Raw genomic sequence first — 26925 nt, 5'->3', positions numbered from 1 at the left:
TGTAAACGGATAGTTATTTGCGTACGGCAAACATTTTCTCCGCCAGTTTTTTATCGTGTCCGTAAATATCATCGCGGAAATTCAGTTCGCCGTCGCTGTCGACCCAGGCGGTAAAATAACCGATAAACACGGGTATGGTTGGTTTGAGTGTTACATATTTTTCCTTTCCGGCATTCATGGCCGCCGTTATTTTCTCTGTTGTCCACGCGCTGTCATTGCGAAGCAGGTATTCTGCCAGGCGCTTTGGTTCGGCCAGACGGATACAACCGTGGCTGAATGCGCGGTTGGTTTCTCCGAACAGGCTTTTACTTGGCGTATCGTGCAGGTAAATGTTGTAGCTGTTCGGGAAAAGGAATTTCACCAATCCCAAGGAATTGCCGGGACCGGGTTTTTGTCTTACGGCTCCGCCGTTCCATTCCATATTTTTCCTGGCGAGATAATTAGGATTGCGCTTCATGGCCGGTGCTATCTCGTTTTTGATAATGCTGGGCGGCACATTCCAATAAGGACTGAATACAATGTATTTCATATCGCCGCGGAAGATCACCGTATTGTGTGCCGTGGTGCCTACCACCACATTCATCGACCAGTCGAGTTTGCCACCCTGGTAAACAAACAGTTTATAAGCCGGAATGTTGACGAGCAGGTAATCTGCGGGCAGGTCGGCGGGTGTCCAGCGGATGCGTTCCATGTTGATGAGTAATTGCCGGATGCGCTCGCTGATGGGCCTGTTCAATTCTTTCATCAGGGAGCTGCCGATGGCACCGTCCTCCTTGAGGCCGTAGCGGTGCTGGAAACGGCGTACGGCGGTTTGTAAAGTAGTATCGAACACATCGGTGGTATCGGTTGTACGGAGATCACCGGTGAGGGTGAGCCGGTCTTTGATGCGGCGGATGGCCGGAGAATGGTCACCGGTTTTGTAAAATTTCTGATCGATGGCGATGCTGTCCCAGGCTCCCTGTTTTTCGAGCGCATAGTATTTGAGGAGCTGTTCTTTGAGGAGGTTGTATTGCCGGTTCACGGGAGCATGGGCGGCCAGGTCGCCGTCTTTGCTGGTGATCATGGAATCGAGCAATGCGGTAAGGTTGATCTTTTTGCGGGGAATGAACCAGCCAAGGTCCTGTGCGTTGATGCTGCCATCGCCCTGGTAGGCTTTGGCGGCGTAACGGAAAAAGTTTTGCGTTAACTGCAACTCGGTTTTGAGCCGGTCGGAAGCAGGCACCTTGTAAAGACTGCTATCGGCAGTGACAGAATCCTGGAGTTGCTGCAGAAAAGGGCTGTAAACCGAGCTGTCGCCGGAATAGCTGATGTACTGGCTCTGGGCGTTGAGGAAGCTGGGAACATATTCGGCGATGCCGGTGCTGTCGAACCAGGCGTATTGGTAGTTGCGGCTGTTGTAGAAACTGCGCATGCGGTCGGCGAGGCTGTCGGAAACGGCTTCTTTCACCAGGAATTGTTCCATGGCCGTGCTGTCGAAAAACAGGTCGCTGTAGGCGTTGGATACTGTAATAGTGGTGTCACGGGGCTGAACAACAAACTTTTTCTGCTGGTTTTTGCAGGAAGCCAGCCACAGGACAAGTAGGAGGAGCGGCAGGGTCTTTTTCATGGCGGCAAGATAAATAATTCAAAAGTCAAAAGTAAAAAGTCAAAAGGGAACAGCTCCTGTGGTCATAATTTTTGAATTTTTACTTTTGAATTTTGACTTTCCCGCGTGGATATCCACGCGGGAGGCCTTGTTTTCCACTGCTTTGTAAAATCTGATATCTTATTTCTTAATTCTGCTGCTGACCCTTACCTTTGCGGCCAAAATAAACAGCACCTTTATATATGGCAAACGCAGGTAAAATTAAGCAGGTAATCGGCGCCGTGATCGACGTGCAGTTCGACGGTAAGCTTCCTGAGATTTACAACGCATTGGAATTAACACGGGAGAACGGCGATAAGCTGATCCTTGAAGTGCAGCAGCACCTCGGTGAAGACTCTGTACGGACCATCGCGATGGACGGTACAGAAGGTCTCGTTCGCGGAATGGCTGTTATCGACACCGGCAAAGGCATTACCATGCCAACCGGCGAAGCCATCAAAGGACGTCTGTTTAACGTAACAGGTGACCCGATCGACGGTCTGCCTGCGGTAAGCAAAGAAGGTGGTCGTGCCATCCACGCCAAACCTCCTGCTTTCGAAAACCTGAGCACCGCATCTGAAGTGCTTTATACCGGTATCAAAGTAATTGACCTGATCGAGCCTTATGCAAAAGGTGGTAAGATCGGTCTGTTCGGTGGTGCGGGTGTAGGTAAAACCGTATTGATCCAGGAGCTGATCAACAACATTGCGAAAGCTTATTCCGGTCTGTCCGTATTTGCCGGTGTAGGTGAGCGTACACGTGAGGGTAATGACCTGATGCGTGAGATGATCGAAGCGGGTATCATGAAATACGGCGAAGGCTTCAAACACAGCATGGAAGAAGGTGGCTGGGATCTTTCCAAAGTAGACATGAATGAACTGGCTGACTCCAAAGCAACCTTCGTGTTTGGCCAGATGAACGAACCTCCCGGAGCCCGTGCGCGTGTGGCCCTCTCTGGTCTGACGATCGCTGAATACTATCGTGATGGCGACGGACAAGGTAAAGGCCGTGACATCCTGTTCTTCGTCGACAACATCTTCCGTTTCACCCAGGCTGGTTCTGAAGTATCGGCATTGTTGGGACGTATGCCTTCAGCGGTAGGATATCAACCTACACTGGCAACGGAGATGGGTCTGATGCAGGAGCGTATCACTTCTACCAAAAATGGTTCAATCACTTCCGTACAGGCGGTATACGTACCTGCGGATGACTTGACCGACCCTGCTCCGGCAACAACCTTTGCTCACCTTGATGCCACAACCGTATTGTCACGTAAAATTGCCGACCTTGGTATCTACCCTGCGGTTGACCCGCTGGATTCCACATCACGGATCCTGTCTCCCCAGGTAGTAGGTGACGCTCACTATAATTGCGCTAACCGCGTAAAATTGATGCTCCAGCGTTATAAGGAACTGCAGGACATCATCGCAATCCTCGGTCTGGACGAATTGAGCGACGACGATAAAATGACCGTAGCCCGTGCCCGTAAGGTACAGCGTTTCCTTTCCCAGCCATTCCACGTGGCAGAGGCCTTCACGGGTCTGAAAGGTGTGCTGGTTCCCATCGAGGAAACGATCCGTGGCTTCAACATGATCATGGATGGTGAAGTAGACGAATACCCTGAAGCTGCATTCAACCTCGTAGGTAGCATCGACGACGCTATCGAAAAAGGTAAGAAACTGCTTGCACAGGCACAGGGTTAATTTGAAGATTTGAAATAACTGATTTTCAAACTTTCAAATTATCAAATTACTATTATGACTTTAGAAATATTAACTCCGGAGCGTAAGCTGTTCAGCGGCGAAGTGTACGGTGTTCAATTGCCGGGTATCAGCGGTTCATTTGAAGTGCTCGAGAAGCACGCCCCGCTGATCAGTGCTTTGAAAGCCGGACGCGTGAAAGTGCTGAAGGATAAGCAACAACATTTCGCTTTCTTCGATATTCAGGGTGGCTTTGTTGAGGTACTCAACAACAAAGCTACAGTGCTGGTTGAAGGAGCTGTCCCTGTAGAGTCTGTATAATTCAGACCTGGCTGCTAACGAGAAGCCATAAATAGACTGGGTGAAAAACCAGCCTATCCGGGATTTTGAAAACTGTAGAAAGCCCCCGCATCACGCGGGGGCTTTTCCATTTCCATCCCTTCTTATTGTTGCCGGTTGATTCCCGAACCGGCGGTTTCCCTCGCCTGATTACGCTATTTTATGCGCTTTTTTGCATTAATATGCGTTTTTCTGTATATTCAGGTTCGCCTTGTCCTGCCAAACTCAACTAAACTCTGCCAAACAATGAGAAGATTGCTCCTGCTGTTGCTCCTTGCAGCAACAATTCAACACGCGTCTGCACAATCGGACAGCGTTCTCCTTAAAAGAATTCAACGTTTGTTTTCGCACGATCTTGCCGGTAATATATCCGGACTGACTGCGGACAGTGTGGTGAAAAAAGATGGACAACTACACATCTTTTTCAATGTATCCGGTCATTTCTCAAAAGGAGAAATCGATCTGTCTGCTCCAGAAAACTTACTGGAAACTTCTTTGTCGCTGCACGATGAAGCAGGTGTAAAAAATGTTTTGTTCTGGGCGCGCAGCAGCGAAGACGGACAGTGGCATCCGCTTGATGCGTTCACTTACATGCCTGAGCCGCCCGTTTACAAACCTGTTGAAAACAACGATTCTTATCCTGCTATACCGGGCAAAAATGCTCAGTTGCAGTCGCGGGTTTTTCCGGGTAGTAATAGTTTTGCTACAGGATCCCTTACAGGCAAAACCGTATGGTTGAGCCCGGGACATGGCTGGTATAACGCAGGTTCAGGATTTACCACCCAACGTGGTACTACATTCCAACTGGTGGAAGATTTTATCACAGCAGAAAGTATCGATTATTATCTTCAGCATTATCTCACCAATGCCGGAGCTAAGGTCTGGAGTGTACGGGAGAGGGATGTTAATCCCCGCGAAGTGATTGTCGATAACGATCAGGGAGCGCCGCATTACACCGAAACAGGAACATGGACAGACGGAACAATTGCCGGTTATGGCGGTACTTACCGCACAGCCATGGCTAGCCCTGCGGCCACAAGTACTGCAGTATTTTCTCCTCAAATAGATTCAAGTGCGTTGTACTGGGTGTCTGTACGCTTTATAGCAGGAACCAATCGCGCCACTGACGTTAAGTACATTATCACCCACGCTGGTGGATCTACAACCTTTACTGTAAACCAGGAAATACACAGCAATACCTGGATTCACCTGGGACAGTTTTATTTTTTTGCAGGACAACAATATAGTGTAACAATCAGCAACGAGTCTGCAGAAGATGGTCAGGCAATTGTGGCGGACGCTGTACGATGGGGTGGTGGCCGTGGTCAGGCACCTGATTGTACTTATGGAGGCCTGCCGAGTGGAAGACCACGCTTTGAAGAATCTGCTGCACAATTTGCCAACTACCAGGGTTATCCGACATGCTATGGCGATCCTACTGTCCGACCGCTTTATGCGGAATGGGAAATGAATAAAGGAACGCCAGAAGAAATAGCTAATTCAATTTTCGTTTCTTTTCACACCAATGCGGCAGGCGGAAGAGGTACGGAAACATATCGTTATAACGGCCTTGGTGCAGGGCGCCCCAATATCACGGCAGGCAGTACAGAGTTGCGTGGGTTTATCCACAATCAGGTTGTCGCTGATTTACGTGCAGGATGGCAAAGCACGTGGGCAGACAGAGGAGTGAAGGAAGCAAATTTTGCTGAGTTCCGTTTGCTCAATACAATGCCCGGTATATTACTGGAGCTTGCTTTTCATGATCAGATTGCAGACGCCTCTGCACTCAAAGCCCCTGAATTCCGTCGTATGGCTTCCCGTGCCATATATAAGGGAATTGTCCGTTTTTATAATAATCGTGACGGAAGTCCGTTGAACTTTCTTCCTGAAGAGCCAAGACTGGTGCGCGCACGTAATACTACCAATGCACAGGTAGAAGTAAGTTGGGATGCACCGGTTTCCGGAGGTATCTACGGTGATGCGGCCACAGGCTATCGTGTATATGTTAGTGAAAACGGTAAAGGGTTTGATAATGGCACTGCTGTGTCGGGTACCAACTACACCTTTTCGGGCGTTCAGGATAAAACTTATTTTTTCAAGATTACAGCAACCAATGCCGGTGGTGAATCATTTGCTTCTTCTGTAGTGGCAGCCCGAACACCGTCAGGTAATACTCCCGTGCCTTACCTGATTGTAGATGGATTTGATCGCCTGGACTCTTCTTCCACCATTTTGCGAACAGAAAACGCAACATTGGGTAATGTAAGACGTATGCTGCTCGAAAGAATAAATAGCTACGATTACATGGTTGAACATGGCAATGGATTGTCGAGTTGTGGTATTGCATTCGATGGTGCGCAGAATGAAGTAGTGGCAAACGGACTGATCAATCTCGGTGATTATTATGCGGTAGATTGGTATGTTGGTGAAGAAAGTACCGTAGACAAATCGCTCGATGCGAATGAAAAGCAACGCATCGCTACCTACCTTGATGGCGGCGGCCGTTTATTATTGTCCGGCGCTGAAATCGCTTATGAAATGCGAGCAGGTGCACCTAATACAGATGTCCCTTTCCTGAACAATTATCTCAAAGCAACGTATGTTGGCGATGATGCCAATACCTATGTATTCGCCGGCACGCCCTCTCTCTTCACGGGCCAAACAGGAGCGTTCAGTGACGGAACAGTTAAATATTACAATGTCGATTTCCCTGATCGTCTTGGTGCTGTCAATGGTTCAGAGATCGTGCTGACTTATTCCGGTGGAACAGGTGATGGTGCGGGTGTTGGTTACAAAGGAGCATACAACCTGTTGTTCTATGGTTTCCCTATCGAAACGATCCTGGATGACAATGTGCGCAACAACCTGCTCTGTGCATCGGTGAATTACCTGGCCACTCCGTTGGTCCCGCTGCCCGTAAGTGGTCTGGAGCTGCAAGGCCAGGCGAAAGGGTTGTATAATGAACTGCGCTGGATCACCCGCTCTGAAGTGAATACGGGTTATTTCATCGTAGAAAGAAGCGTGGATGGTATTTCTTACGAAGTGATCAGTGAGCGCATCCCTGCCCGCGGTAACCAGGCTGAAGGTGCATCATATACTTTCATCGACCGCAATGTAAAGGCATCAGCTTATTATCGTGTACGTGCCATCGATCACGATACGCGTGAGACTATTTCCAATATTGTATTGTTGAAAAACAACCAGCAGTCAAGACTGTATGTTGTGCAGAATCCCGCAGAGTCCGCTATCCGCGTGCGTTCTACAGCAGCGGGTCGCTTCGGCATCACCCTGGTGAATGCCATGGGGCAAACTGTTTACACGAATAATGTAACGGTTGGCGCCGGTCAGGAGATCAGTATTCCGGTAGACAAACTTGCAAGAGGAGCCTACTGGCTTTCTGCCGTGATGGAAGGCAAGGAACGGGAAACCTTTAAGGTAATGCTTCAATAAAAAGAAAAAGGCCGCTAAAGCGGCCTTTTTCTTAATGTGGAAATGTGTCGCCTTCGGCAAATGTGAAAATGTGGAAATGTGTCTGAAAGAAATGTTCGCTGTTATAGCGCATTCATGGGGACGTTGTTAATAGAGCGAGTCCGATCCCATTTGCACATTTTCATATTTGCGAGGCCGCAGGCCTCGTGACACATTTCCACATTGCATAAATGCCTTTGGCATTTATTGCTGCGCCTGTTTCCTTCGTACCAGTTCCTGTTCGGCATAACCGAATACTCTTTTCATCATATCCGTTTTGCGGAACTCATAGCGCGTGCGGATTTTTTCTTCTTCATCTGCTACCGATACGAACATGCCGTCTATCGCTCTTGCGGCGATGAAATCAGTGAGGCTGTTTTCAAGCGGTTTATTGATGAAAGGAATTTTATTATAAACGTTTACGAGGTTGGTCCATTCACGGTTGGCGCCATTGAGATTGGCGGTGCTGTCGACGATGGGGCGGAAAGCCACCATCAACTGGGGAGACATGGTGTTTTTGAAATAATCCGTAGCGGCATGCAGGTTGTCGGTAACAAGCAGGTTCACCACATCACGCAGGTTCATTTGTTTAACGGAGTTCAGAAATATCGGCTTGGCGGATGATACTGCGGAGACCATGGCATTGGTGAACTTACTGGTCACCTGGTTTACCAGGCTGGTCATGCCGATGTCTTTCAACGTCTTTTCGATCTTGGCAGCGTCTCCGGGAAAAGCAAAACGCACCAGCGGGTTACCGCTGTTAGGGTTGGCGAAAGCATCAAATCCGGAAAAAAGGCCTTGTGTCAATGCATCGCGCAGTCCCGCAGCCATTTCATATTCCGAAGGAGCGAGTGCGGAGGCAACCTGTTTCAGCGTGTCACAGGATGAAAAGAAAAGTGTGGTGGCCAGGAGACCACTGAGTAGTAGACGTTTCATAATTAATTCAAAAGTAAAAAGTCAAAATTCAAAAATCAACAGAAATAAGAATGCAAAAGTAGGGCCAGGGGAGTGAATCGTCAATGGTGAATGGTGAATAAGTCAATCAGTGAATTGTGCTCTCTGAGGCCGATACTTCGGCCTCTCGAAGGCGTTCCCTGAGGCCGATACTTCGGCCTCTCGAAGGGACGTTAATCCTGAATGGGTCGCCTCGGGCTCAGTCTTCACGAGCCATGAAGGCTGAATCGTTGAATGACGGCTTATTTATTACTTACGCCCGAAGTATCGGGCGGCTATTTCACCTTATGCCTTAGGCCGAAGCTTCGGCCTTACGCCTTAAACCTTATACCTTACACCATCCACCTTACCTACCACTCAATTGAGCTGCGGATCCAGGGGAAAATTGATCATCATTTCGTAATCACCGCCTAACTCCCGCAGCGAATCGCGCCATAATTCATCGGGCCGGGCATGAAAGATCAGCGGACGTGTAGCCTGCACCGTCAGCCAGCTTTTTCCTTCGAGTTCGGCTTCGAGTTGACCGCTCTCCCAACCGGAATAGCCGACAAAGAAGCGGATCCGTGAGGGAGATATTTCACCGGTGCGGAGCAGGTGGCCCAATATTTCAAAATCGCCGCCCCAATAAACGTTTTTGATGATTTCAGTACCTCCGGGAATTTTTTCGGGATACTGGTGCAAAAAATGCAGTGTGTCGGGCTGTACTGGTCCACCGTAATAAACAGGGAGGTCAAATTCAGCCAGGGAAGGCACCAACTGATTGAGATTGGAATCGAAACGACGGTTGAGTACAAACCCGAAGCTTCCATCCGTCTTATGTTCGCAGAGGAAAACAACACTTCGCAGAAAGTTGGGATCTTTCAGGAAAGGGTCGGCGATCAACAAAACTCCAGGAGCGGGTTCTATCATACTTCAATTTAAAACGAAAAATCGTTTTTAAAAAATGAAGTTAAAAAAAATCATCCAACCCTTGCTGCCTGTGTGGTGACCCATGCATGTTGTAATTTTGCTTCCTGCCGTGTACCTGCCCGGTAAACACGGCTTTTTCACCGGAAATAAAAACAAAACCCATTATCTTTCCGTCTTAAGTCATCAGCCTACGTGAAAAGAATTTTTACCATCATTACCATCCTCATCTCGTTATCACTTATCGGGATCATTGTGTTTCAGATTTCCTGGCTGCGCAACATGATCCTCTTACAGGAGGATCGTGTAAAGCAAAAAGTAGATGAAGTGGGTATCAGCATCGGCAATGAGCTGAAAGAATACAAAGCCTCCTATATGCCTGTTCCGCCGAAGACAGGAACAAGTAATATTTTCAAGGATGATTTTGCACAGGGCCTGCTCAATTTTCAAACAGTAGGCGCGCGTTTCACTACACGTGAATTATATGAGAAAATCAGGCGCCAGTTCGATCATGCAGGACTCAAAGACCTGAAGTTTGAATTTGTGCTGATGCTCGACAATCCGCGCAACAGTTCACTCGGACGTATTGAAAGACAAACCAGCAATTTCGTCAAAGCATACGAAGATAAAGTCAACAATTATGCTACCAACTGGATACTGATCGTCTCACCCAGTGGTTCGGCAACGGAGAACCTGGCCTCCGATGAAGTAATGATCATTGTGGCGCTCGATTGGCGCAGCGTGGTGATACAGCAATTGCAATTGAGAATCGCGTTAGCTATACTCTTCACCCTGATCATCATCGCAGCATTCTACCTCACCGTTCGCACCATGCTCCGTCAGAAAAAACTGGGAGAAATCAAGAACGACTTTATCAACAACATGACGCACGAATTCAAAACGCCCATTGCCACCATATCACTTGCCGTGGATGCAATGAAGAATGAGCGCGTGTTACAGGACCGTGAAAAGATCGAATACTTCCGGGGCATCATCAAGGAAGAAAATCAGCGCATGAACCGCCAGGTGGAAACGATCCTCAAGGCCTCACAACTCGAAAGACAGGAAGTAGAACTCAATCTTAAACCGCTGCATGTACACGAAGTGATCAAACATGTGGTGGATAATTTTGCCCTGCAGTTGCAGGAAAAAAATGGGCACGCAGAGTTACTGCTGCAGGCCGAGAACGACCTCATCGATGCAGATGAAGTCCATTTTTCCAACCTTGTCAACAACCTCGTTGATAACGCCGTAAAATATTCCAAGGAAAATGTGCCCGTACAATTACGCATCAGTACGCAGGTGGATGGCCGCCGTTTGATGATGCGTTTTGAAGACAACGGCATTGGCATGAATAAGGAAACGGTGAAACGTGTATTCGAGCGTTTCTATCGCGCTCACACCGGCAACCTGCACAACGTAAAAGGATTTGGCCTGGGCCTCAGCTATGTCAAAACAATGATCGAAGGCCATCATGGCGAGATCAAAGTGGAAAGTGTATTGGGCAAGGGAAGTACGTTTGTGATACACCTGCCGTTGAAGAAGGCGTGAGGTGTAAGCCCGAAGGTTCGGGCTTAGGGCGTAAGGTATGCAGTGAGAGGTTTCTACTCCCTGGTTCGTGTATACACGAACCAGGGCATTCACGATTGACGATTCACGATTCACGTTCGCCAAGCACTTACCAGCGCAACAAACTCCCGTCTCCATAGCTCAAAAACCGGAAATCATTATCCAACGCATACTGGTAAACCTTCCTCCAATCTTCGCCGATCAGGGCGGCTACCAATAACAACAAAGTTGATTGCGGCTGATGAAAATTGGTGATCAGTGCCTGTGCAATCTTTGGCTTGTATCCGGGGGCAATCAGCAGCCGCGTACTTGCTATCAATTGCTGTCGCTGCTGCTTTTGCATCCAGGCAAGCAACGCGGTCAATGCTTCTTTGGAAGAGGGCAGCGACTGCTCTTCCTGCGCGTATGGATGCCACTGATCGAGTTGCAACACGCCATGCGCAGACAGGTCTTCTTCTCCTTTGATCAGCATTACACCCAGCCAGTAAAGACTTTCAAGCGTACGCATTGAAGTGGTGCCTACCGGAATAACGGCATGACCGCCGGGCTGCTGCAATATTCTTTCGATCAGAGCGCGGTTTACATCGATGTATTCCGCATGCATCGTATGGTCTTCCATCACCGCTGCTTTTACGGGTTTAAAGGTACCGGCACCAACGTGTAAGGTCACATAACCGGTGTCGATATTCTTTGCCCGCAGCCGCTCGAAAATGGTGTCGGTGAAATGTAAACCTGCAGTGGGTGCGGCCACTGACCCTTCTTCTTTTGCATAGATGGTCTGGTAGCGTTCGCTGTCATCTTCGTCGGCAATGCGTTTGATATAGGGCGGCAAGGGTATGGCGCCTGCATCATGCAATACTTCTGCAAAGGACAATGATTCGTCGCTCCATCGGAGAGAGATCAGGAAATGGTCATCTCCCTTGCCTTCGTATCGCGCTTCGAGGGTATAGTTTTTATTTCCTGCGGAAATTTCTTTCTGCAATACTTGTCCGGGTTTCCATTTGGAAGCGCCTCCGATCATGCATTGCCAGTATACTTCTCGCGTTTGCTGCAAAGCTGTTGCCACATCAGGATAGCGGGTATCCGGTTGCAGGCAGAATATTTCTATCATGCCTCCTGTCGGTTTGCGGAACAATAGTCTTGCTTCCACTACCCGCGTGTTGTTGAAGATGAGCAGGGAACCTGGAGCAAGATACTGGTCGAGTTCGCGGTATATACTTGTTGAAATGATGCCTTTCTCATAGACGAGCAGCTTCGATTCGTCACGGTTGGGAGCGGGAACGGGTGCTATTCTTTCGTCGGGAAGGACATAGGTATAGTCACTGATGGATAGATCACGGGGGTGCATAACTGGCGCGACCAACTGTCGCATTTTGGTGAGGCGCGAAGATAGCGTAAAACCTAAATTCACAATGAAAACGGGGTTATCCACAGCTTATACACGGTAATCCACATCTAATTCACGCAGGATCATGTTTTTGACACCCATTTTTAAGTTGAAATCCTTGCTGGTATTGGCTTTCAGGGTGTTTAAATGTGTGGAAAAATTAAAGAAATCAAAATTTGGGCGGAAAGTGGGAAAAAGTGTTATTTTGTGTTAATTACTTGAGTATTGGATTCAAGTACCTGATAATGATAAGTTTTCTAGGCGAATTTGAAGTCACATTGGACGCCAAAGGGCGTTTCTTGCTGCCGGCTGGTCTGAAAAAGCAGATTCCGGAGACTGACGGTTTGCATTTCGTTATCAACAGAGGTTTTGAAAAGTGTCTTAGCCTGTACCCGCTGAAAAACTGGCAACCGCTGGCCGATAAAATCAACAACCTGAATGATTTTAAGCCGAAGGTGCGGGAGTTTAAACGGTTCTTTCTAAATGGCGCCACCCCGGTGGAGCCCGATACCGCCGGACGCATTTTGTTGCCTCCCCGCCTCAAAGAGTACGCGGGTTTGCAGAAGGATGTGATCCTGGTATCAGCCGGACAACGATTGGAAATTTGGGATAGTAATAAGTACAACGAGTTCTTTGAATCTTTCTCACCGGATGCATTCAGTGATCTGGCTGCCGAAGTAATGGGCGGTGGTGGTAATGAGCTGGATCTTGAATAAAACGATGTAAACAGTGTCGATATGGCGAAAAAACAACAACCCCGGCGGAACGAGACTTCATCCACCGGTGATGACGCCGGCTATCATGTACCCGTGTTGCTGGCGGAATCAATGGAGGCGCTGAATATCCGGCCCGATGGTATTTATGTCGATTGCACTTTTGGTGGCGGCGGTCATTCCAGCGTCATCCTGCAGCACCTGGGTCCGAAAGGACGCCTCGTTGCTTTCGATCAGGATGAAGACGCCCGGCAAAACCTGCCCGACGACGACCGCCTGCTGTTTGTGCCGCATAACTTCCGCTACCTCCAGCGCTTTCTGCGCCTGAACGGTATCACGGAAGTGGACGGCATCCTGGCGGATCTCGGTGTCAGCAGTCATCAGTTCGATGAAGCAGACCGCGGATTCTCCACCCGTTTCGATGCGGCCCTCGATATGCGCATGGACCGCCGGCAGGAACTGACTGCATTAGACATCATCAGCACGTATACCGAACTGCAACTGCACAAATTATTTGAACAGTACGGCGAAGTAACGAATGCTAAAACACTGGCCCGAACAATCGTCCAACGCCGCACCAACGTGCCGATGAAGACGATCGAGGGATTCAAACAGGCCATCCGGGATATTGTGAAAGGTAATCCCCACAAGTACTTTGCCCAGGTTTTCCAGGCGTTGCGCATGGAAGTGAATGATGAAACAGGCGCGTTGAAAGACATGCTGCAACAATCTCCAAAACTACTGCGACCAGGTGGTCGCGTTGCGATCATCTCTTTTCATTCTATTGAAGACAGGTTAGTAAAGAACTTTTTCCGACGTGGCTCCTTCGAAGAGCCGGAGGAAAACCCTTTTGCCAACAATGAACCTGAACCCGAGTTCAACATCATCACCCGTAAGCCGGTAACAGCCGGGGATGAAGAACTGAAACGTAATCCGCGCTCAAGAAGCGCCAAATTGAGAGTAGCAGAAAAACGCTAAAACTATACCTGCAGGTATGACCGAGAAAAACAACAAGGATGCAGTGAGCTGGAAAAAATGGCTGAACTATCAGTCCATTGTGAAACAAGTACCCTTCTTTCTCTTTCTCGCATTATTAGCAGTAATGTATATCTACAACGGCCATTACGCGGATAAGACAGTCCGCCAGATTAATAAAGTGGCCCGCGAAGTAAAGGAATTGCAGTACGAGTACAAGGCGGTTAAAAGTGATGTGATGTTTCGCAACAAACCCAGTGAACTGGTGAAAGCCGTCGAACCACTCGGATTGAAAGAACTGACAGAAGCGCCGGTAGTGCTGAAGGATAGTTTGTGAGGACGTGAATGGTGAATCGTCAATGGTGAATGGTGAATGGTGAATAGGGTGCTGGCTGTTATACTTAATACTTATAACTTATAACTCAACTTGGAAGTAAGACGTGACATATTATGGCGAGTGTACTGCTGTTTCATCGGCATGGCATTGCTGTGTGTGTTCATCCTCGGCAAAGCGTTTTACTTACAAGGTGTACAAGGTAATTACTGGCGCCAGATGAGCGACAGCATGCACCAGAAGATCGTAGAACTGGATGCCGATCGCGGTACCATTTACAGCGAAGACGGACAAATGCTCAGCACCTCCCTGCCACAGTTCGATATCTATATGGACATGCAGGCAGATGGATTGCGCGAGAAGAACGGACGCATCTTCCAGGAGAACATCGATTCATTCTCACGTGCCATGGCCGGCTACTTCGGTGATAAATCAGCCGCGCAGTACAAAACAGAACTGCAGGTGGCTTTCCGCCAGAAGAAACGCTATTTCCCGCTCCGCAAAAAAATGTCTTTTGAAGAATACAAGGCATTCAGGCAGTTTCCCCTCGTGAAACTCGGCCGCAATAAAAGCGGTGTGATCGTGGAAGAGAACAGCAAACGCCTCGCACCATTCGGCTTACTGGCCAACCGTACGATAGGTCTTTCGAGAGAACACGTGGCCAGCGACGGTAAAGTGAAAAAGATGAACGTAGGACTCGAGATGAGTTACGATAGCCTGCTCACCGGCCAGAAAGGCCAGCGGCTCGTTCGCTTTATCGCCGGCGGCGCCGTGCCGGTGGAAGGCTTCCAGGTGGAACCCGAAAATGGAAGAGACGTTTATACCACCATCGATGTAAACATGCAGGACGTGGTGCAAACCTCGCTGCTCAAAGTAATGGTGCAGAGCGAAGCATTATATGGCACCTGCATTTTAATGGAAACAAAATCCGGTAAGATCAAAGCCATCGCCAACCTCGGACGCCGGCCCGATGGTACTTACTGGGAAGACGATAACTACGCATTGCGTGTAACAGAACCCGGATCCACTATTAAACTGGTCACCTTGCTCGCAGTGCTGGAGAAAGGTACTTCCAAACTGGACGATATGGTGGAAGTGGGCAGCGCAGGCCGCATGGTGGTAGGTCCGAGGAATATCAACGATGCCGAACGTTCACCCAAACCGGTTTTAACGGTGAAGGAATGTTTCGCACATAGTTCAAATGTGGGCATGGGCAAACTCGCTTTCAAAGCATTTGCGCAAAAACCCGAAGAGTTCCGCGAGTACCTCCATCGCTATCACATGGATGTGCCTTCGCCCATAGATCTTTCACATTTACCTAAACCCATGGTCGCGCCCCTGCAGAAAAGCCACGGCGGTGTGATGAACATGATCACCATGAGCTTTGGTTACGCAGTGCAGGTAAGTCCATTGCATACCGTTACGCTTTACAATGCCATCGCCAATGACGGCAAAATGATGAAGCCCTACCTGGTCAACAGCATTCGTGAAAATGGTGTGTTGGTAAAAGAGTTTGAGCCGCAGGCCATCGAAAAAAATATTGCCAGCGCTTCATCGGTCAAAGCTGCCCGCGAAAGCATGGAGGCCGTGATCACTGAAGGCACCGGTAAATACGCGTTCAAGGATATGCCTTTCAAGATCGCAGGTAAAACAGGTACCGCACACGTAGCCGACGGCAGCGTGAAGTACAGCGATGGTGTGTACCAGGCGTCTTTCGTCGGATATTTTCCCGCAGATCAGCCGCAATACACCTGTATCGTAGTGATCCGCAGTAAACCACATGCCGCTGTTCACTATGGTGGCTCGCTGGCAGGACCTGTGTTCCGCGAAGTGGCAACCAAAGTGTACGCCATGTATGTTAACCGTAAATCGGCTACACCCTTTGTTCCGAAACGCGATAGCAGCTCTTATTTTTTTGCGGGCGACGCAGGTGATATCAAAAAAGTTTTGCAAACACTCAGGATGCCCTTCCGCGATTCAGTGAATGAGCAGACCTGGACAAACGTTTACGGAAATGCCGGCGGCACCGGCCAACCGGTCTTGAGTGTGAACAGAGTGCGGAAAGAACTGATGCCAAACGTACGGGGAATGGGCTTGCGGGATGCCTTGTATATGCTGGAGAGCCTCGGTTTGAAAGTGACGATAAAAGGTAAAGGAAAAGTAATCAGCCAGTCAGTATCACCCGGCACGGCCATCAACCGCAACCTGGCAGTGGTACTCGATCTGGGATAAAAGATAGCAGTGTTATTACAGGATGTACTATATAAAGTGGCGCTGCGCTCGGTGCATGGAAGTACCGGTGTGGAGATCAGCGACGTTTCGCTGGACTCAAGAGCGGTTCAATCCGGTACCGCTTTCATCGCGGTGAAAGGTTCGGCAACAGACGGACATCAGTTCATTGAAAAAGCAATAGAAAAAGGTGCAACAGCAATCATCGCAGAGCAGCTTCCCGGAGAGAAGAAAGCAGGTGTGGTGTATGTAGAGGTGGAGAACAGTGCCATCGCTGCGGGTTACATGGCTTCAAATTTTTTCGGTCAGCCCTCCGCGTCGCTTCACCTGGTGGGGGTTACGGGCACCAACGGTAAAACAACCATCGCCACGTTATTGTACAAACTCTTTACCGCACTCGGTTATCACTGCGGATTGATCAGTACCGTAGCCAATCACATCGGCGATCGTGTGTTGCAGGCCACACATACCACACCGGATGCAGTTAGTCTTAACCGGCTTCTGCGCCAGATGAATGACGAAGGTTGTTCGCATGTGTTCATGGAAGTGAGTTCGCACGCCGTGCACCAGCATCGCATCGCGGGACTGCAATTTGCCGGAGGCATTTTCAGCAACATCACGCATGATCACCTGGATTATCATAAAACATTTGATGAATACATCCGGGTAAAAAAAGCCTTCTTCGATGGTCTGCCTTCAGCAGCCTTTGCCATCAGCAATGCCGATGACAAACGCGGACTGGTAATGTTGCAGAACACCCCGGCCCGCAAATACCTGTACAGCCTCAAAACGCTGGCAGATTTTAAAGGCAAGCTCATTGAAAATAATCTTTCAGGATTGGTGATGCTGGTCGGAGATCAGGAAGTGCATTTCCGGCTGATAGGAGAGTTCAACGCCTACAACCTGCTCGCTGTTTACGGCGCGGCAATTTGCCTGGGTGAAGATAAACAGGAGATACTTCGTTGCCTCAGCGTACTCACAGGTGCGGAAGGCCGCTTCGATTATCTCATTTCTCCGGTTGATAAACTCATCACCATTGTTGATTATGCACACACACCGGATGCTTTGCTGAATGTGCTGGCCACAATCAACAAACTGAAGAAAGGAACCGAGCAGGTGATTACGGTAGTAGGATGTGGAGGAGATCGGGATAAAACAAAAAGACCCGTGATGGCGCAGGCCGCCTGTGAACACAGCGACCGTGCCATCTTCACCAGTGATAATCCCAGGAGTGAAGATCCGGAACAGATCATCCGCGACATGGAAGAGGGATTGCCTGCCGCGGCCCGGAGAAAATACATTGCGATTACCGACCGCCGCGAAGCGATCAAAACGGCGATCAGCCTCGCAAACCCCGGCGATATCATCCTGGTAGCCGGTAAAGGACACGAAAAGTACCAGGATATAAAAGGAGTAAAACATCATTTCGACGATAAAGAAACCGTGCAGGATTTGTTTGAAACATTAGGCAGATAACAGAGCAGTTTCAAAACGCAATAAAGCAGTAAGCATGTTATATCATTTATTTGAATGGTTTAAAGAACAGGGGATCAAGTTTCCGGGCAGTGAGTTGTTCCGGTTCATTTCCTTCCGCGTGCTGCTGGCGCTGTTGCTGTCTCTCGCCATCACGATGGTGTTTGGTAAAAAACTGATCCGCTATTTGCAGCAAAAACAAGTTGGCGAATCGGTACGCGACCTCGGACTGGCAGGCGAACAAATGAAAAAGGGCACGCCGACGATGGGCGGACTGATCATCATCCTCGCCATTCTTGTGCCCACGCTGCTGCTGGCGAGATTGAACACGGTTTATATCATCCTCATGTTGGTGGCCACCGTATGGCTGGGCACGATCGGATTCATCGACGACTACCTGAAATTGCGGGCCAAGCGTATCGCGCAACAACAAGGGATTGCTTATAAGAAAGGAGATAAAGACGGACTGGCCGGATGGTTCAAAGTATTGGGACAGGTTGGTTTGGGCATCACCATCGGCGCAGTGCTTTATTTCAACAGCAACGTCATCATCTGGCGCGAATTCGTTGGCACAGAACAACAAGCCAAGGCAGATACCACCGTATTTCCGAAGGAAGTCAACGGACGCACCAAATATTTTACGGAATCGAAAACGCCGATCACCACGATTCCATTTGTAAAAGGACATGAGTTCAATTATTCCAAATTGCTGCCGGCCGGTTTGCGTGATTACACATGGGTGTTGTATATCCTCGTGGTGATCTTCATTATTACCGCGGTGTCGAACGGGTCGAATATAACAGACGGATTGGACGGGCTGGCAACGGGCACCTCGGCGGTGATCGGTGTCTGTCTCGGCATCTTCGCCTATGCGAGTGGTAGTTTGTTCTTTGCCGACTACCTCAATATCATGTATATCCCGAACCTTGGCGAGCTATCGATATTCATCGCAGCCATGATCGGAGCATGTGTCGGATTTCTCTGGTACAACTCTTATCCGGCGCAGGTATTTATGGGAGATACGGGCAGCCTCACATTGGGCGGATTGATAGCAGCGATTGCCATCATCGTACACAAAGAATTGCTGATACCTATTTTCTGCGGCGTGTTCCTGGTGGAAAGTTTAAGTGTGATGCTGCAGGTAGGTTATTTCAAATACACCAAGCGGAAATATGGTGAAGGTCGCAGGATCTTCCTGATGAGTCCGCTGCACCACCACTATCAGAAGAAAGGATACCACGAAGCCAAGATCGTAACGCGTTTCTGGCTGGTGACCATCCTCTGTGTATTGGTGAGTATCGCTACCCTCAAGCTGCGTTAAGCCTGAAGGGAAGGAACGAAGAAAAAAGTTCCGAAGGAAAATGAAAACCCGTCCAAACCCAGGGGCAAGGACTCTTGAAAAACCAGCCACTGCTTATCCGATACCTCTTGAACGACCCGTCTGATTGAAAGTTTTTGTGAGATCCAATGCTTTTGAAAAACTCCTTCCGTACAACGGAACACCATGAAGAAAAGATTAGTCATACTCGGTGGCAGCGAAAGTGGCGTGGGCGCGGCCCTGCTCGGCAGCAAGCAAGGGTATGACGTGTGGGTGTCGGATGGAGGCTCTTTGAAGGAAATTTATCGTAACGAACTGGCAGCGGCCGGTATCGGTTGGGAGGAAGGCGGGCACACCGAAGAAACGGTTCTCAATGCCGACCTCGTGGTGAAAAGCCCCGGTATACCGGACAAAGCGCCGCTGATCAAAAAGATCCGCAGCAGCAACATCCCGGTGATCAGCGAAATCGAACTGGCCTACCGCTACAAAGGTGACAGCCGCATCGTAGCCATCACGGGCAGTAACGGAAAGACCACTACCACAGCGCTCACCCATTTTATCCTGACCACAGGAGGAATAGATGCGGCACTCGTAGGCAATATCGGTTTCTCCTTTGCCCGCCAGGTGGCCGTCGATCCCAAACCGGTTTATGTGGTGGAAGTGAGCAGCTTTCAATTGGATGACATCGAAAGCTTCCGGCCCGATGTAGCCATCCTCACCAACATCACAGAAGACCATCTCGACCGTTACGATTACAAATTTGAAAATTATATCCGAAGCAAGTTTCGCATTGCCATGAATCAGCAACCAGGAGACGCATTCATTTACAATGCCGATGACGAAGTAACGATGCAATATATAAACAAGGTCAATATTCACTCTAACCATATACTCATCAGTATGAGAAAAGAAACTAACGGCGCATTTATCAAAGACGGAGACATGTATGTACGGACAGGCGAGGATTTTACCGCAATGAGTGTTTATGATTTTACCCTGAAAGGGAAACACAACCAATACAATACCATGGCAGCATGTGTGGCCGGAGCCACGATGGACATCCGGAAAGAAAAGATCAGGGAGGCGGTGCAAACCTTCCAGAACCTCGAACACCGCATGGAGTTCGTGGCCACGATCCGCGGAGTGGAGTTTATCAATGATAGCAAGGCTACCAATGTGAACTCAACCTGGTATGCTTTGGAAAGCATGACAAAACCCACCGTGCTCATCCTGGGTGGCGTAGATAAAGGCAATGATTATTCACTCATCGCCGAACTGGTACAGGAAAAAGTGAAAGCGATCGTTTGCCTCGGTACCGACAACCTGAAAATTCATGAGGCATTTGCTTCATTGAACATACCGATGGCGGATGCCGCTACCGCAGCCGATGCAGTACAGGCCGCTTTTCATTTTGCAGAAAAAGGAAACACGGTCCTGCTGAGCCCCGCTTGTGCCAGCTTCGACCTTTTTAAAAACTACGAAGACAGAGGCAACCAGTTCAAGCAGGCTGTAAAAGACCTCTGAGATAAAACAATTGATGGACGTAACCGCTGAAATAGCACAAACACCGGCACCCGAACCACGCAAGTGGGGATCGGGCCTGCAAAAACACACACGTGGTGACAAGGTCATCTGGGCGCTCGTGGTCCTGCTGACCCTCGTGTCATTATTAGCCGTGTACAGTGCCACCGGTTCGCTTGCTTATAAAAATTACAAGGGCAACACGGAAGTATACCTGTTCAAACAGGTAGCTTTTATCATGATCGGGATCATGGTGATCTATTTCGCTCACCGCGTCAACTATACGATCTATTCAAAAGTGGCCAAAATACTTTTCCTGCTGACCATTCCTTTGCTCTTCTACACCTTGTTCTTCGGTGTGCGGATGAACGAAGGAAGCCGTTGGATCCGTCTGCCGATCATCAACATGACCATGCAGACCTCCGACCTGGCCAAACTCGCCTTGTTTATGTATCTCGCGCGTTTGCTCAGCCGGAAACAACAGGTGATCAAAGATTTTAAGAAAGGATTTATTCCGGTAATGATCCCCGTGGCCATTACTTGTATGCTCATCGCACCGGCCAACCTGTCTACCGCTTTGTTGCTGGGCGCAAGTTGCCTGATGCTGCTGTTTATCGGAAGAGCCAATGGCAAACACATCCTGCTGGTCATCGGAATTGCCTGCATCCCGCTGGTCTTATTGATCTCGGCGGCCATGATCAGGCATAGCTCGGGTGGTGATGAACCGGTGGTGAGCGGAAAGACCTCCGGCAGTTTGCTCGCAAGGGTGAACACATGGGTCGGCCGCGTAGAGAATTTTATGTACGGGGGTAAAGATGCCGACAACGATGAAATGTACCAGGTGAACCAGGCCAAGATCGCTATCGCAAAAGGCGGTCTGATGGGCGTAGGTCCGGGCAACAGCACAACACGTGACTACCTGCCGCAGGCCTACAACGATTTCATCTTTGCCATCATTATTGAAGAGTACGGCTTGATCGGAGGAGCCTTTATCATATTCGTATACCTGGTATTTCTGTTCAGGTGTATACGCATTTTTAAAAAATGCCCCTTCGCTTTCGGCGCGTTCCTGGCATTGGGGCTGAGCTTTACGCTGGCCATACAGGCGATTGCCAACATGGCTGTAACGGTCAATCTTTTTCCGGTAACGGGTGTGACGTTGCCGCTGGTGAGTATGGGTGGATCGAGTTTCCTGTTTACCTGTTTGTCGATCGGCATCATCCTGAGCGTATCGAGAAACGTGGAGCAGTCGGAAGGAAATAAACCATTGGCAGAAACGGCGGAAGCATAAAAACAAAACAATTGAGCAAACGCATCATCATAGCAGGAGGAGGAACGGGCGGACATATTTTTCCCGCTGTCGCCATTGCCAATGCCATTAAGAAAATAGAGCCGGCAACCGAATTCCTGTTCATCGGTGCAAAGGGAAAAATGGAAATGGAAAAAGTACCCCAGGCGGGTTACCGGATCGAAGGATTGGATATCGCGGGGTACAACAGAAGTTCTTTGTTAAAAAATCTTGGTTTGCCATTCAAGCTGATCAAAAGTTTTTTCCAGGTCAGAAAAATCATTGGTGGCTTCAAACCGGATGCGGTGATAGGTGTGGGAGGTTATTCCAGCTTTCCGGTATTGCGCTATGCGCAATCCAAAGGCATCCTCACTTTCATTCATGAATCGAATTCATTTGCTGGTAAGTCGAATATTATGCTGGGGAAAAAAGCTACCCGCATATTCACCGGTACGCCGGGCATGGGAAAATTTTTCCCGGCCGATCGTACGCAGGTAACCGGTAATCCGGTACGTGCAACGATCGCCGCCTCAGAGGTAACACAGGAAGAAGGATTGAATTTTTTTTCGCTGAAGCCCGGACAAAAAACATTGCTCGTGGTTGGTGGAAGTCTCGGTGCGCGTTCGCTAAATGAAGCCGTAAATGCAGATCTGGATGAATTGATCGCTGCAGGATTGCAGGTGATCTGGCAAACGGGAAAACCTTATGCCGCTACAGCCATTGAGCGCGTAAAAAATAAAACAGGGGTATGGGCATCCGATTTCATTACTAAAATGGAATATGCTTATGCCGCTGCCGATATCATTGTTGCCCGAGCGGGAGCGATGACCGTAGCAGAAGTATGTGTGGCAGGAAAACCGGTGGTATTTGTCCCGTATCCATACGCAGCTGAAGATCACCAGACCGTGAATGCCCGGCAACTGGTCAATCAAAAGGCTGCCATCATGATCCCGGACAGTGAAGTAAAAGAACAGTTGCTGCCTGTGGTAACGGCCCTGGCAATCGATGAAGAAAAACAAAAGGAAATGAGCGACCATATCCGTTCGCTGGCAGTGCACAATGCCGATGAGGTAATTGCTTTGGAAATACTGCAACGGATAAGCAATAAATAAAGTGAAAAGCAATATCACCATACAACGATTTCCTCAACCCGTGGCCGGTGGTCATGGAGGCACGCTGTCGCTGGACTCGATCCGCGAAGTGTATTTCATTGGCATTGGAGGAATCGGCATGAGTGCAGTAGCACGCTATTTTCATGCGCGTGGTGTAATCGTGAGTGGTTATGATCGCACATCGACGGTATTGACCCAGGCACTCGAGGCAGAGGGAATTCCGGTACATTATACGGAAGAAGTAACAACCGTTCCTTCTTCACCGGACCTGGTGGTGTATACGCCGGCCATTCCCGCAGGCAATAAAGAATTGGCCTATTGCCGCGAGCACGGAATGATGGTGGTAAAAAGAAGTGACGTATTGCAGATCATTTCCGCGGGTTCTTTTAATATCTGTATCGCAGGTACGCATGGCAAAACAACCATCACCACCATGGTAGCTCACCTGCTGCGCGATACCGGTTATGGTTGCAATGCTTTTCTTGGTGGCATCGCCGCTAATTACGGCACCAATTTCTGGAGCGATCCGCGTAATGTATGTGTGATCGAAGCAGATGAATACGACAGAAGTTTTTTGAAATTAAGTCCCGATATAGCCGTAGTTACTGCCATGGATGCGGATCATCTCGATATCTACGGCAGCGGTGATGCAGTGGAACAGGCGTTCATCGATTTCGCCGGTTGCATCAAACCCGGCGGTCTGCTCGTGAAGCAACATGGCCTGCACAGAGGCCGCGAGTTGAAGGCCGACAGATTGTTAGCATACAGTTTGCAGAACGATCAGGCCGATGCATACGCTGCCAACATCCGCATGGACCAGGGCAGTTATGATTTCGATGTAGTGCTGACGGATAAACGAATTGAAAGTGTTCGCCTCAACATGGGCGGTATGCATAACGTGGAGAACATGGTAGCCGCCATCGCGGTAGCCGATTCATTGGGAATCGATGCAGAACTGATCCGCAAAGCGGTGGCCTCATTCAGGGGAGTACGCCGCCGGTTTGAGTACCAGGTGAAGAATGATAAGCTGGTTTACATAGATGACTATGCGCATCATCCGGAAGAATTGCGTCCGCTGATAAACGGCGCGCGTGCCTTGTTTCCGGGACGCCGATGCACCGTCATCTTTCAGCCGCATCTCTTTACCCGCACGCGCGACTTTGTGGAGGGATTTGCCGAAGTGCTGGACCTGGCCGACCAGGTAATATTATTACCGATCTATCCTGCGAGAGAGTTGCCGTTGGAAGGGGTAATAAGTGAGATCATTGCAGAAAAGATGCAGCACGCAAAAGTTTCGATCATTGAAAAAGATAAAATAATGTCCTGGTTGCAGGATACCTATAAACCTTCGATGAACGGTGAGTTCGGAGAGTTGTTGATCACGGCCGGCGCCGGCGATATCGATACACTCGTGAAACCGTTCAGGGAAGCATTGGCATGAGCAGAAAAATATCCATACGGAAAGTTTTGTTACTCATCATGTGGCTGGTGATCGGAGGAGGTATGCTCACGTTGCTCGTCGCAGCAATGGGCCGTCAGAACAAAGAAGCCTGCAAGGGATATGAAATAAATGTCGAAGGCAGCAAGCAGGAATTATTTCTTGATAAACAGGAAATCTTGAAACTGCTGACAGCCGCAGCCCGCGGTCCCATCACGGGACAACAAATGGGGTCGTTCAATCTGCATAAGATGGAACAACTGCTGGAAGACAATAACTGGGTACGCAACGCGGAATTGTATTTCGACAGCAAAAATGTATTGCATGTAAATGTAACAGAGCGGGTGCCGGTAGCGCGCATTTTCAATACCGGTGGAAGATCTTTTTATATCGATACGGCAGGTCAGCAATTGCCTTTGTCCGATAAAATTACGGCGCGCGTGCCCGTGTTCAGCGGATTTCCGGTGAAGAATAAGTACACCAAAGCTGACAGTACCGTGCTCAAAGAAATGGTCGGCATTGCATCATTCGTTGACAGCGATCCGTTCTGGAGTGCACAGGTATCGCAGATCGACCTGGTAACATGTGGTGAGGGATGCTGGACCTACGAAATGACGCCGGTGGTAGGTAATCATATTGTGCGGTTGGGAGATGGAAAAGACATAGAGAAAAAATTTCGCCGGCTTTATGTGTTTTATCAGCAGGTACTAAGCAAAACAGGAATGGACCGTTATCCTGTCGTGGACGTTGGATTTGCCGGTCAGGTGGTGGGAGTAAAAGGTACACCATCGAAAGTGGATTCAATCCAATTGCGGAGAAATGTGGAAGACCTGCTTCGCCAGTCGCGCCAGATGAACGACATGATGGAAGTGATGCCGGCGGTTCAGGCAACAAGGCCATTGGTGCCTTCGGCAGAATTGGGGGAAACGGAAGAACGGCCTGTGGCGGATACGGTAGCAAGAACACCGGCAACACCCGCAGCTGCGACGCCACGGACGGACAACAGCAGGAGCAATGCCGCACCGGCAGCGCCAAGGCAGGCTGCCAGACCCGCGCAACGGACAACAAACAACAATAACAATCCCGCAGACAGGCGGACACCGCGTGCAGTAATGCCGCCAAGAAGAGCAAACAACTAAAAACAACATAAGAACATGAGTACTGAACAACCCATTATTGTCGGACTCGATATTGGCACCACCAAGATCGCAGTCATAGCCGGCCGGAAGAATGAGTACGGCAAGCTCGACATCCTTGGATTTGGCAAATCCAATTCCAATGGTGTGAAGCACGGTCAGGTATTGAATATCGATGAGACCATCAAAGCCATCCGCGCTGCGCTGGACAACTGCTTTGCTTCCAACCCCAATCTCGAGATCAACGAGGTATATGTTGGTATTGCAGGTCATCATATCAAAAGCCTTCAGACCCGCGGCGACCTCGTTCGCCAGTCGAACGATGAAGAAATCACGCAAAAAGAAATTGATCAGCTGATCTCCGATCAGTACAAAACATATATCCCTGCCGGTGATCAGATCATCGATGTGATCCCGCAGGAATACACCGTGGATAATTTCCAGAACATCGTGAAGCCGATTGGTTATGGCGGTGTAAAGCTGGGCGCGAACTTCCATATCATCACCGGTGATAAAAATGCAATCCGCAACATCAACCGCAGCGTGGAGAAATCCGGACTGCATACCAAAGACCTGGTGTTGCAACCGCTCGCTTCTTCCTCTGCTGTAATGGCGCAGGAAGACCTGGAAGCGGGTGTGGCTATCGTGGACATCGGTGGCGGTACAACCGACCTCGCCGTGTTTGCCGAAGGCGTATTGCGTCACACGGCTGTTATTCCTTTCGCTGGTGAAAACATCACCAACGATATCAAAACAGGTTTGGGAGTGTTAAAAACGCAGGCCGAGCAAATGAAAACACAGTTTGGCAGTGCGCTTGCTAATGAAGCCAAAGCGAATGCCTACATCACGATCCCCGGATTGCGTGGTATGCCGGCCAAAGAAATCAGCGTGAAGAACCTGGCGAACATCATCCAGGCACGTATGAGTGAGATCCTCGATTTCGTTACCTATCATCTGAAACAAGTGGGCATGGACAACCGTCAGTTGAACGGCGGTATCGTACTCACCGGTGGTGGTTCGCAATTGCGTCACCTGATCCAGCTGACAGAATACACCACAGGTTTGCCTGCGCGCATTGGATTTCCCAATGAACACCTGGCAGCCGGACATATCGAAGAACTGGCGAAGCCTACTTACTCCACCTGTATCGGTCTTATCCTGAAAGGGTATGATGACTACGAGCACAACCGGAAAGAATTTGAAAAAGATTTCCGTAAAGTAGATGTACCGGAAACATTGCGTCAGCAAACAGAGATGATGCCGATGGAAGAAGAATTCGAAGAACAAATCGGCGAGGGGGAAATGAAGAAACGCAAAAACCTGACAGGTTTCTGGGGTAAGTTCAAAGACCGGATCATCGACCTGTTCAAAGAAGAAGAAGATCAGCACCTGTAACAGTAAAGAAACTTACTAACCTATCAATAAAACTACTTCAGGATCT

The 26925-nt window shown here is 49.1% G+C and carries 20 protein-coding genes; 16 read left to right on the top strand and 4 right to left on the bottom strand.

What is annotated here, in order from left to right:
* Window positions 1-13: 13 nt before the first annotated feature.
* Window positions 14-1606 carry a L,D-transpeptidase family protein gene (locus tag H608_RS0112750; protein WP_028788009.1) on the bottom strand — a complete coding sequence of 531 codons (1593 nt, stop codon included), beginning with the start codon at window positions 1604-1606 and terminating at the stop codon, window positions 14-16.
* Window positions 1607-1827: 221 nt separating this feature from the next.
* On the opposite strand from H608_RS0112750, the gene atpD reads away from it, so the two are divergent.
* The 3 genes from atpD to H608_RS0112735 all read left to right on the top strand — a co-directional run bounded on the left by atpD (window position 1828) and on the right by H608_RS0112735 (window position 7113).
* The gene (atpD, locus tag H608_RS0112745) at window positions 1828-3327 is read left to right on the top strand and encodes a F0F1 ATP synthase subunit beta (protein ID WP_028788008.1); all 1500 of its coding nucleotides are present in this window, start codon (window positions 1828-1830) and stop codon (window positions 3325-3327) included.
* Window positions 3328-3381: 54 nt separating this feature from the next.
* Window positions 3382-3645 (top strand): ATP synthase F1 subunit epsilon, encoded by a 264-nt coding sequence (gene atpC, locus H608_RS0112740; RefSeq protein ID WP_028788007.1) that lies wholly within the window; start codon window positions 3382-3384, stop codon window positions 3643-3645.
* 264 nt (window positions 3646-3909) lie between these two features.
* Window positions 3910-7113, top strand: a complete 3204-nt coding sequence (locus H608_RS0112735) for a golvesin C-terminal-like domain-containing protein (RefSeq protein ID WP_028788006.1) — start codon at window positions 3910-3912, stop codon at window positions 7111-7113.
* A 222-nt stretch (window positions 7114-7335) separates the two neighbouring features.
* On the opposite strand, the gene H608_RS0112730 is transcribed toward H608_RS0112735, so the two are convergent.
* A complete protein-coding gene (locus tag H608_RS0112730; RefSeq protein ID WP_051268274.1) occupies window positions 7336-8067 on the bottom strand; it encodes a DUF4197 domain-containing protein in 732 nt (243 codons plus the stop codon).
* A 375-nt stretch (window positions 8068-8442) separates the two neighbouring features.
* A complete protein-coding gene (locus H608_RS0112725; protein WP_028788004.1) occupies window positions 8443-8994 on the bottom strand; it encodes a YqgE/AlgH family protein in 552 nt (183 codons plus the stop codon).
* Between the two features lie 192 nt (window positions 8995-9186).
* Between H608_RS0112725 and H608_RS0112715 the strand changes: the two genes are divergently transcribed.
* Complete coding sequence (locus H608_RS0112715; protein WP_028788003.1) at window positions 9187-10542, top strand: sensor histidine kinase; 1356 nt, start codon at window positions 9187-9189, stop codon at window positions 10540-10542.
* 127 nt (window positions 10543-10669) lie between these two features.
* Here H608_RS0112715 and H608_RS0112710 read toward each other — a convergent pair whose 3' ends face one another.
* Entirely contained in the window at window positions 10670-11923 is a 1254-nt protein-coding gene (locus H608_RS0112710) for an S-adenosylmethionine:tRNA ribosyltransferase-isomerase (RefSeq protein ID WP_245565758.1), read from the bottom strand.
* 269 nt (window positions 11924-12192) lie between these two features.
* Between H608_RS0112710 and mraZ the strand changes: the two genes are divergently transcribed.
* From mraZ to ftsA, 12 genes are all read left to right on the top strand, one after another.
* Window positions 12193-12663: a division/cell wall cluster transcriptional repressor MraZ gene (gene mraZ, locus H608_RS0112705; protein WP_028788001.1), complete on the top strand. Its 471-nt coding sequence runs from the start codon at window positions 12193-12195 to the stop codon at window positions 12661-12663.
* A 21-nt stretch (window positions 12664-12684) separates the two neighbouring features.
* The gene (rsmH, locus tag H608_RS0112700; RefSeq protein ID WP_051268272.1) at window positions 12685-13638 is read left to right on the top strand and encodes a 16S rRNA (cytosine(1402)-N(4))-methyltransferase RsmH; all 954 of its coding nucleotides are present in this window, start codon (window positions 12685-12687) and stop codon (window positions 13636-13638) included.
* Window positions 13639-13654: 16 nt separating this feature from the next.
* The gene (locus tag H608_RS0112695) at window positions 13655-13972 is read left to right on the top strand and encodes an FtsL-like putative cell division protein (protein ID WP_028787999.1); all 318 of its coding nucleotides are present in this window, start codon (window positions 13655-13657) and stop codon (window positions 13970-13972) included.
* Window positions 13973-14113: 141 nt separating this feature from the next.
* The gene (locus H608_RS0112690) at window positions 14114-16201 is read left to right on the top strand and encodes a penicillin-binding protein (RefSeq protein ID WP_245565757.1); all 2088 of its coding nucleotides are present in this window, start codon (window positions 14114-14116) and stop codon (window positions 16199-16201) included.
* 9 nt (window positions 16202-16210) lie between these two features.
* Entirely contained in the window at window positions 16211-17674 is a 1464-nt protein-coding gene (locus H608_RS0112685) for a UDP-N-acetylmuramoyl-L-alanyl-D-glutamate--2,6-diaminopimelate ligase (protein WP_028787997.1), read from the top strand.
* A gap of 34 nt (window positions 17675-17708) precedes the next feature.
* On the top strand, window positions 17709-18992 hold the full coding sequence (gene mraY, locus H608_RS0112680) for a phospho-N-acetylmuramoyl-pentapeptide-transferase (protein WP_028787996.1): 1284 nt from the start codon (window positions 17709-17711) through the stop codon (window positions 18990-18992).
* 183 nt (window positions 18993-19175) lie between these two features.
* Window positions 19176-20513 carry a UDP-N-acetylmuramoyl-L-alanine--D-glutamate ligase gene (gene murD, locus H608_RS0112670; protein ID WP_028787994.1) on the top strand — a complete coding sequence of 446 codons (1338 nt, stop codon included), beginning with the start codon at window positions 19176-19178 and terminating at the stop codon, window positions 20511-20513.
* 13 nt (window positions 20514-20526) lie between these two features.
* Window positions 20527-21801 (top strand): FtsW/RodA/SpoVE family cell cycle protein, encoded by a 1275-nt coding sequence (locus tag H608_RS0112665; RefSeq protein WP_081658882.1) that lies wholly within the window; start codon window positions 20527-20529, stop codon window positions 21799-21801.
* A gap of 11 nt (window positions 21802-21812) precedes the next feature.
* Window positions 21813-22910 (top strand): undecaprenyldiphospho-muramoylpentapeptide beta-N-acetylglucosaminyltransferase, encoded by a 1098-nt coding sequence (murG, locus tag H608_RS0112660; RefSeq protein ID WP_028787992.1) that lies wholly within the window; start codon window positions 21813-21815, stop codon window positions 22908-22910.
* Window position 22911: 1 nt separating this feature from the next.
* Window positions 22912-24351, top strand: a complete 1440-nt coding sequence (gene murC, locus H608_RS0112655; RefSeq protein WP_245565756.1) for a UDP-N-acetylmuramate--L-alanine ligase — start codon at window positions 22912-22914, stop codon at window positions 24349-24351.
* Entirely contained in the window at window positions 24348-25487 is a 1140-nt protein-coding gene (locus H608_RS22290) for a cell division protein FtsQ/DivIB (RefSeq protein WP_155990156.1), read from the top strand. Before murC ends, H608_RS22290 begins: the two co-directional genes overlap by 4 nt.
* 15 nt (window positions 25488-25502) lie before the next feature.
* Window positions 25503-26879 (top strand): cell division protein FtsA, encoded by a 1377-nt coding sequence (gene ftsA, locus H608_RS0112645; RefSeq protein WP_028787990.1) that lies wholly within the window; start codon window positions 25503-25505, stop codon window positions 26877-26879.
* Window positions 26880-26925 lie beyond the last annotated feature (46 nt).

The sequence above is a fragment of the Terrimonas ferruginea DSM 30193 genome (assembly GCF_000425585.1).
Lineage (GTDB): Bacteria > Bacteroidota > Bacteroidia > Chitinophagales > Chitinophagaceae > Terrimonas > Terrimonas ferruginea.
The sequence above is the reverse complement of the archived record's forward strand: the minus strand, read 5'-3'. Positions and strand labels throughout refer to the sequence as shown.

Excerpts from the sequence above, each read along its gene's own strand:
- H608_RS0112750 (WP_028788009.1), bottom strand. The coding sequence starts at position 1,606 with ATGAAAAAGACCCTGCCGCTCCTCCTACTTGTCCTGTGGCTGGCTTCC.
- atpD (WP_028788008.1), top strand. The coding sequence starts at position 1,828 with ATGGCAAACGCAGGTAAAATTAAGCAGGTAATCGGCGCCGTGATCGAC.
- atpC (WP_028788007.1), top strand. The coding sequence starts at position 3,382 with ATGACTTTAGAAATATTAACTCCGGAGCGTAAGCTGTTCAGCGGCGAA.
- H608_RS0112735 (WP_028788006.1), top strand. The coding sequence starts at position 3,910 with ATGAGAAGATTGCTCCTGCTGTTGCTCCTTGCAGCAACAATTCAACAC.
- H608_RS0112730 (WP_051268274.1), bottom strand. The coding sequence starts at position 8,067 with ATGAAACGTCTACTACTCAGTGGTCTCCTGGCCACCACACTTTTCTTT.
- H608_RS0112725 (WP_028788004.1), bottom strand. The coding sequence starts at position 8,994 with ATGATAGAACCCGCTCCTGGAGTTTTGTTGATCGCCGACCCTTTCCTG.
- mraZ (WP_028788001.1), top strand. The coding sequence starts at position 12,193 with ATGATAAGTTTTCTAGGCGAATTTGAAGTCACATTGGACGCCAAAGGG.
- rsmH (WP_051268272.1), top strand. The coding sequence starts at position 12,685 with ATGGCGAAAAAACAACAACCCCGGCGGAACGAGACTTCATCCACCGGT.
- H608_RS0112695 (WP_028787999.1), top strand. The coding sequence starts at position 13,655 with ATGACCGAGAAAAACAACAAGGATGCAGTGAGCTGGAAAAAATGGCTG.
- H608_RS0112690 (WP_245565757.1), top strand. The coding sequence starts at position 14,114 with ATGGCATTGCTGTGTGTGTTCATCCTCGGCAAAGCGTTTTACTTACAA.
- mraY (WP_028787996.1), top strand. The coding sequence starts at position 17,709 with ATGTTATATCATTTATTTGAATGGTTTAAAGAACAGGGGATCAAGTTT.
- murD (WP_028787994.1), top strand. The coding sequence starts at position 19,176 with ATGAAGAAAAGATTAGTCATACTCGGTGGCAGCGAAAGTGGCGTGGGC.
- H608_RS0112665 (WP_081658882.1), top strand. The coding sequence starts at position 20,527 with ATGGACGTAACCGCTGAAATAGCACAAACACCGGCACCCGAACCACGC.
- H608_RS22290 (WP_155990156.1), top strand. The coding sequence starts at position 24,348 with ATGAGCAGAAAAATATCCATACGGAAAGTTTTGTTACTCATCATGTGG.
- ftsA (WP_028787990.1), top strand. The coding sequence starts at position 25,503 with ATGAGTACTGAACAACCCATTATTGTCGGACTCGATATTGGCACCACC.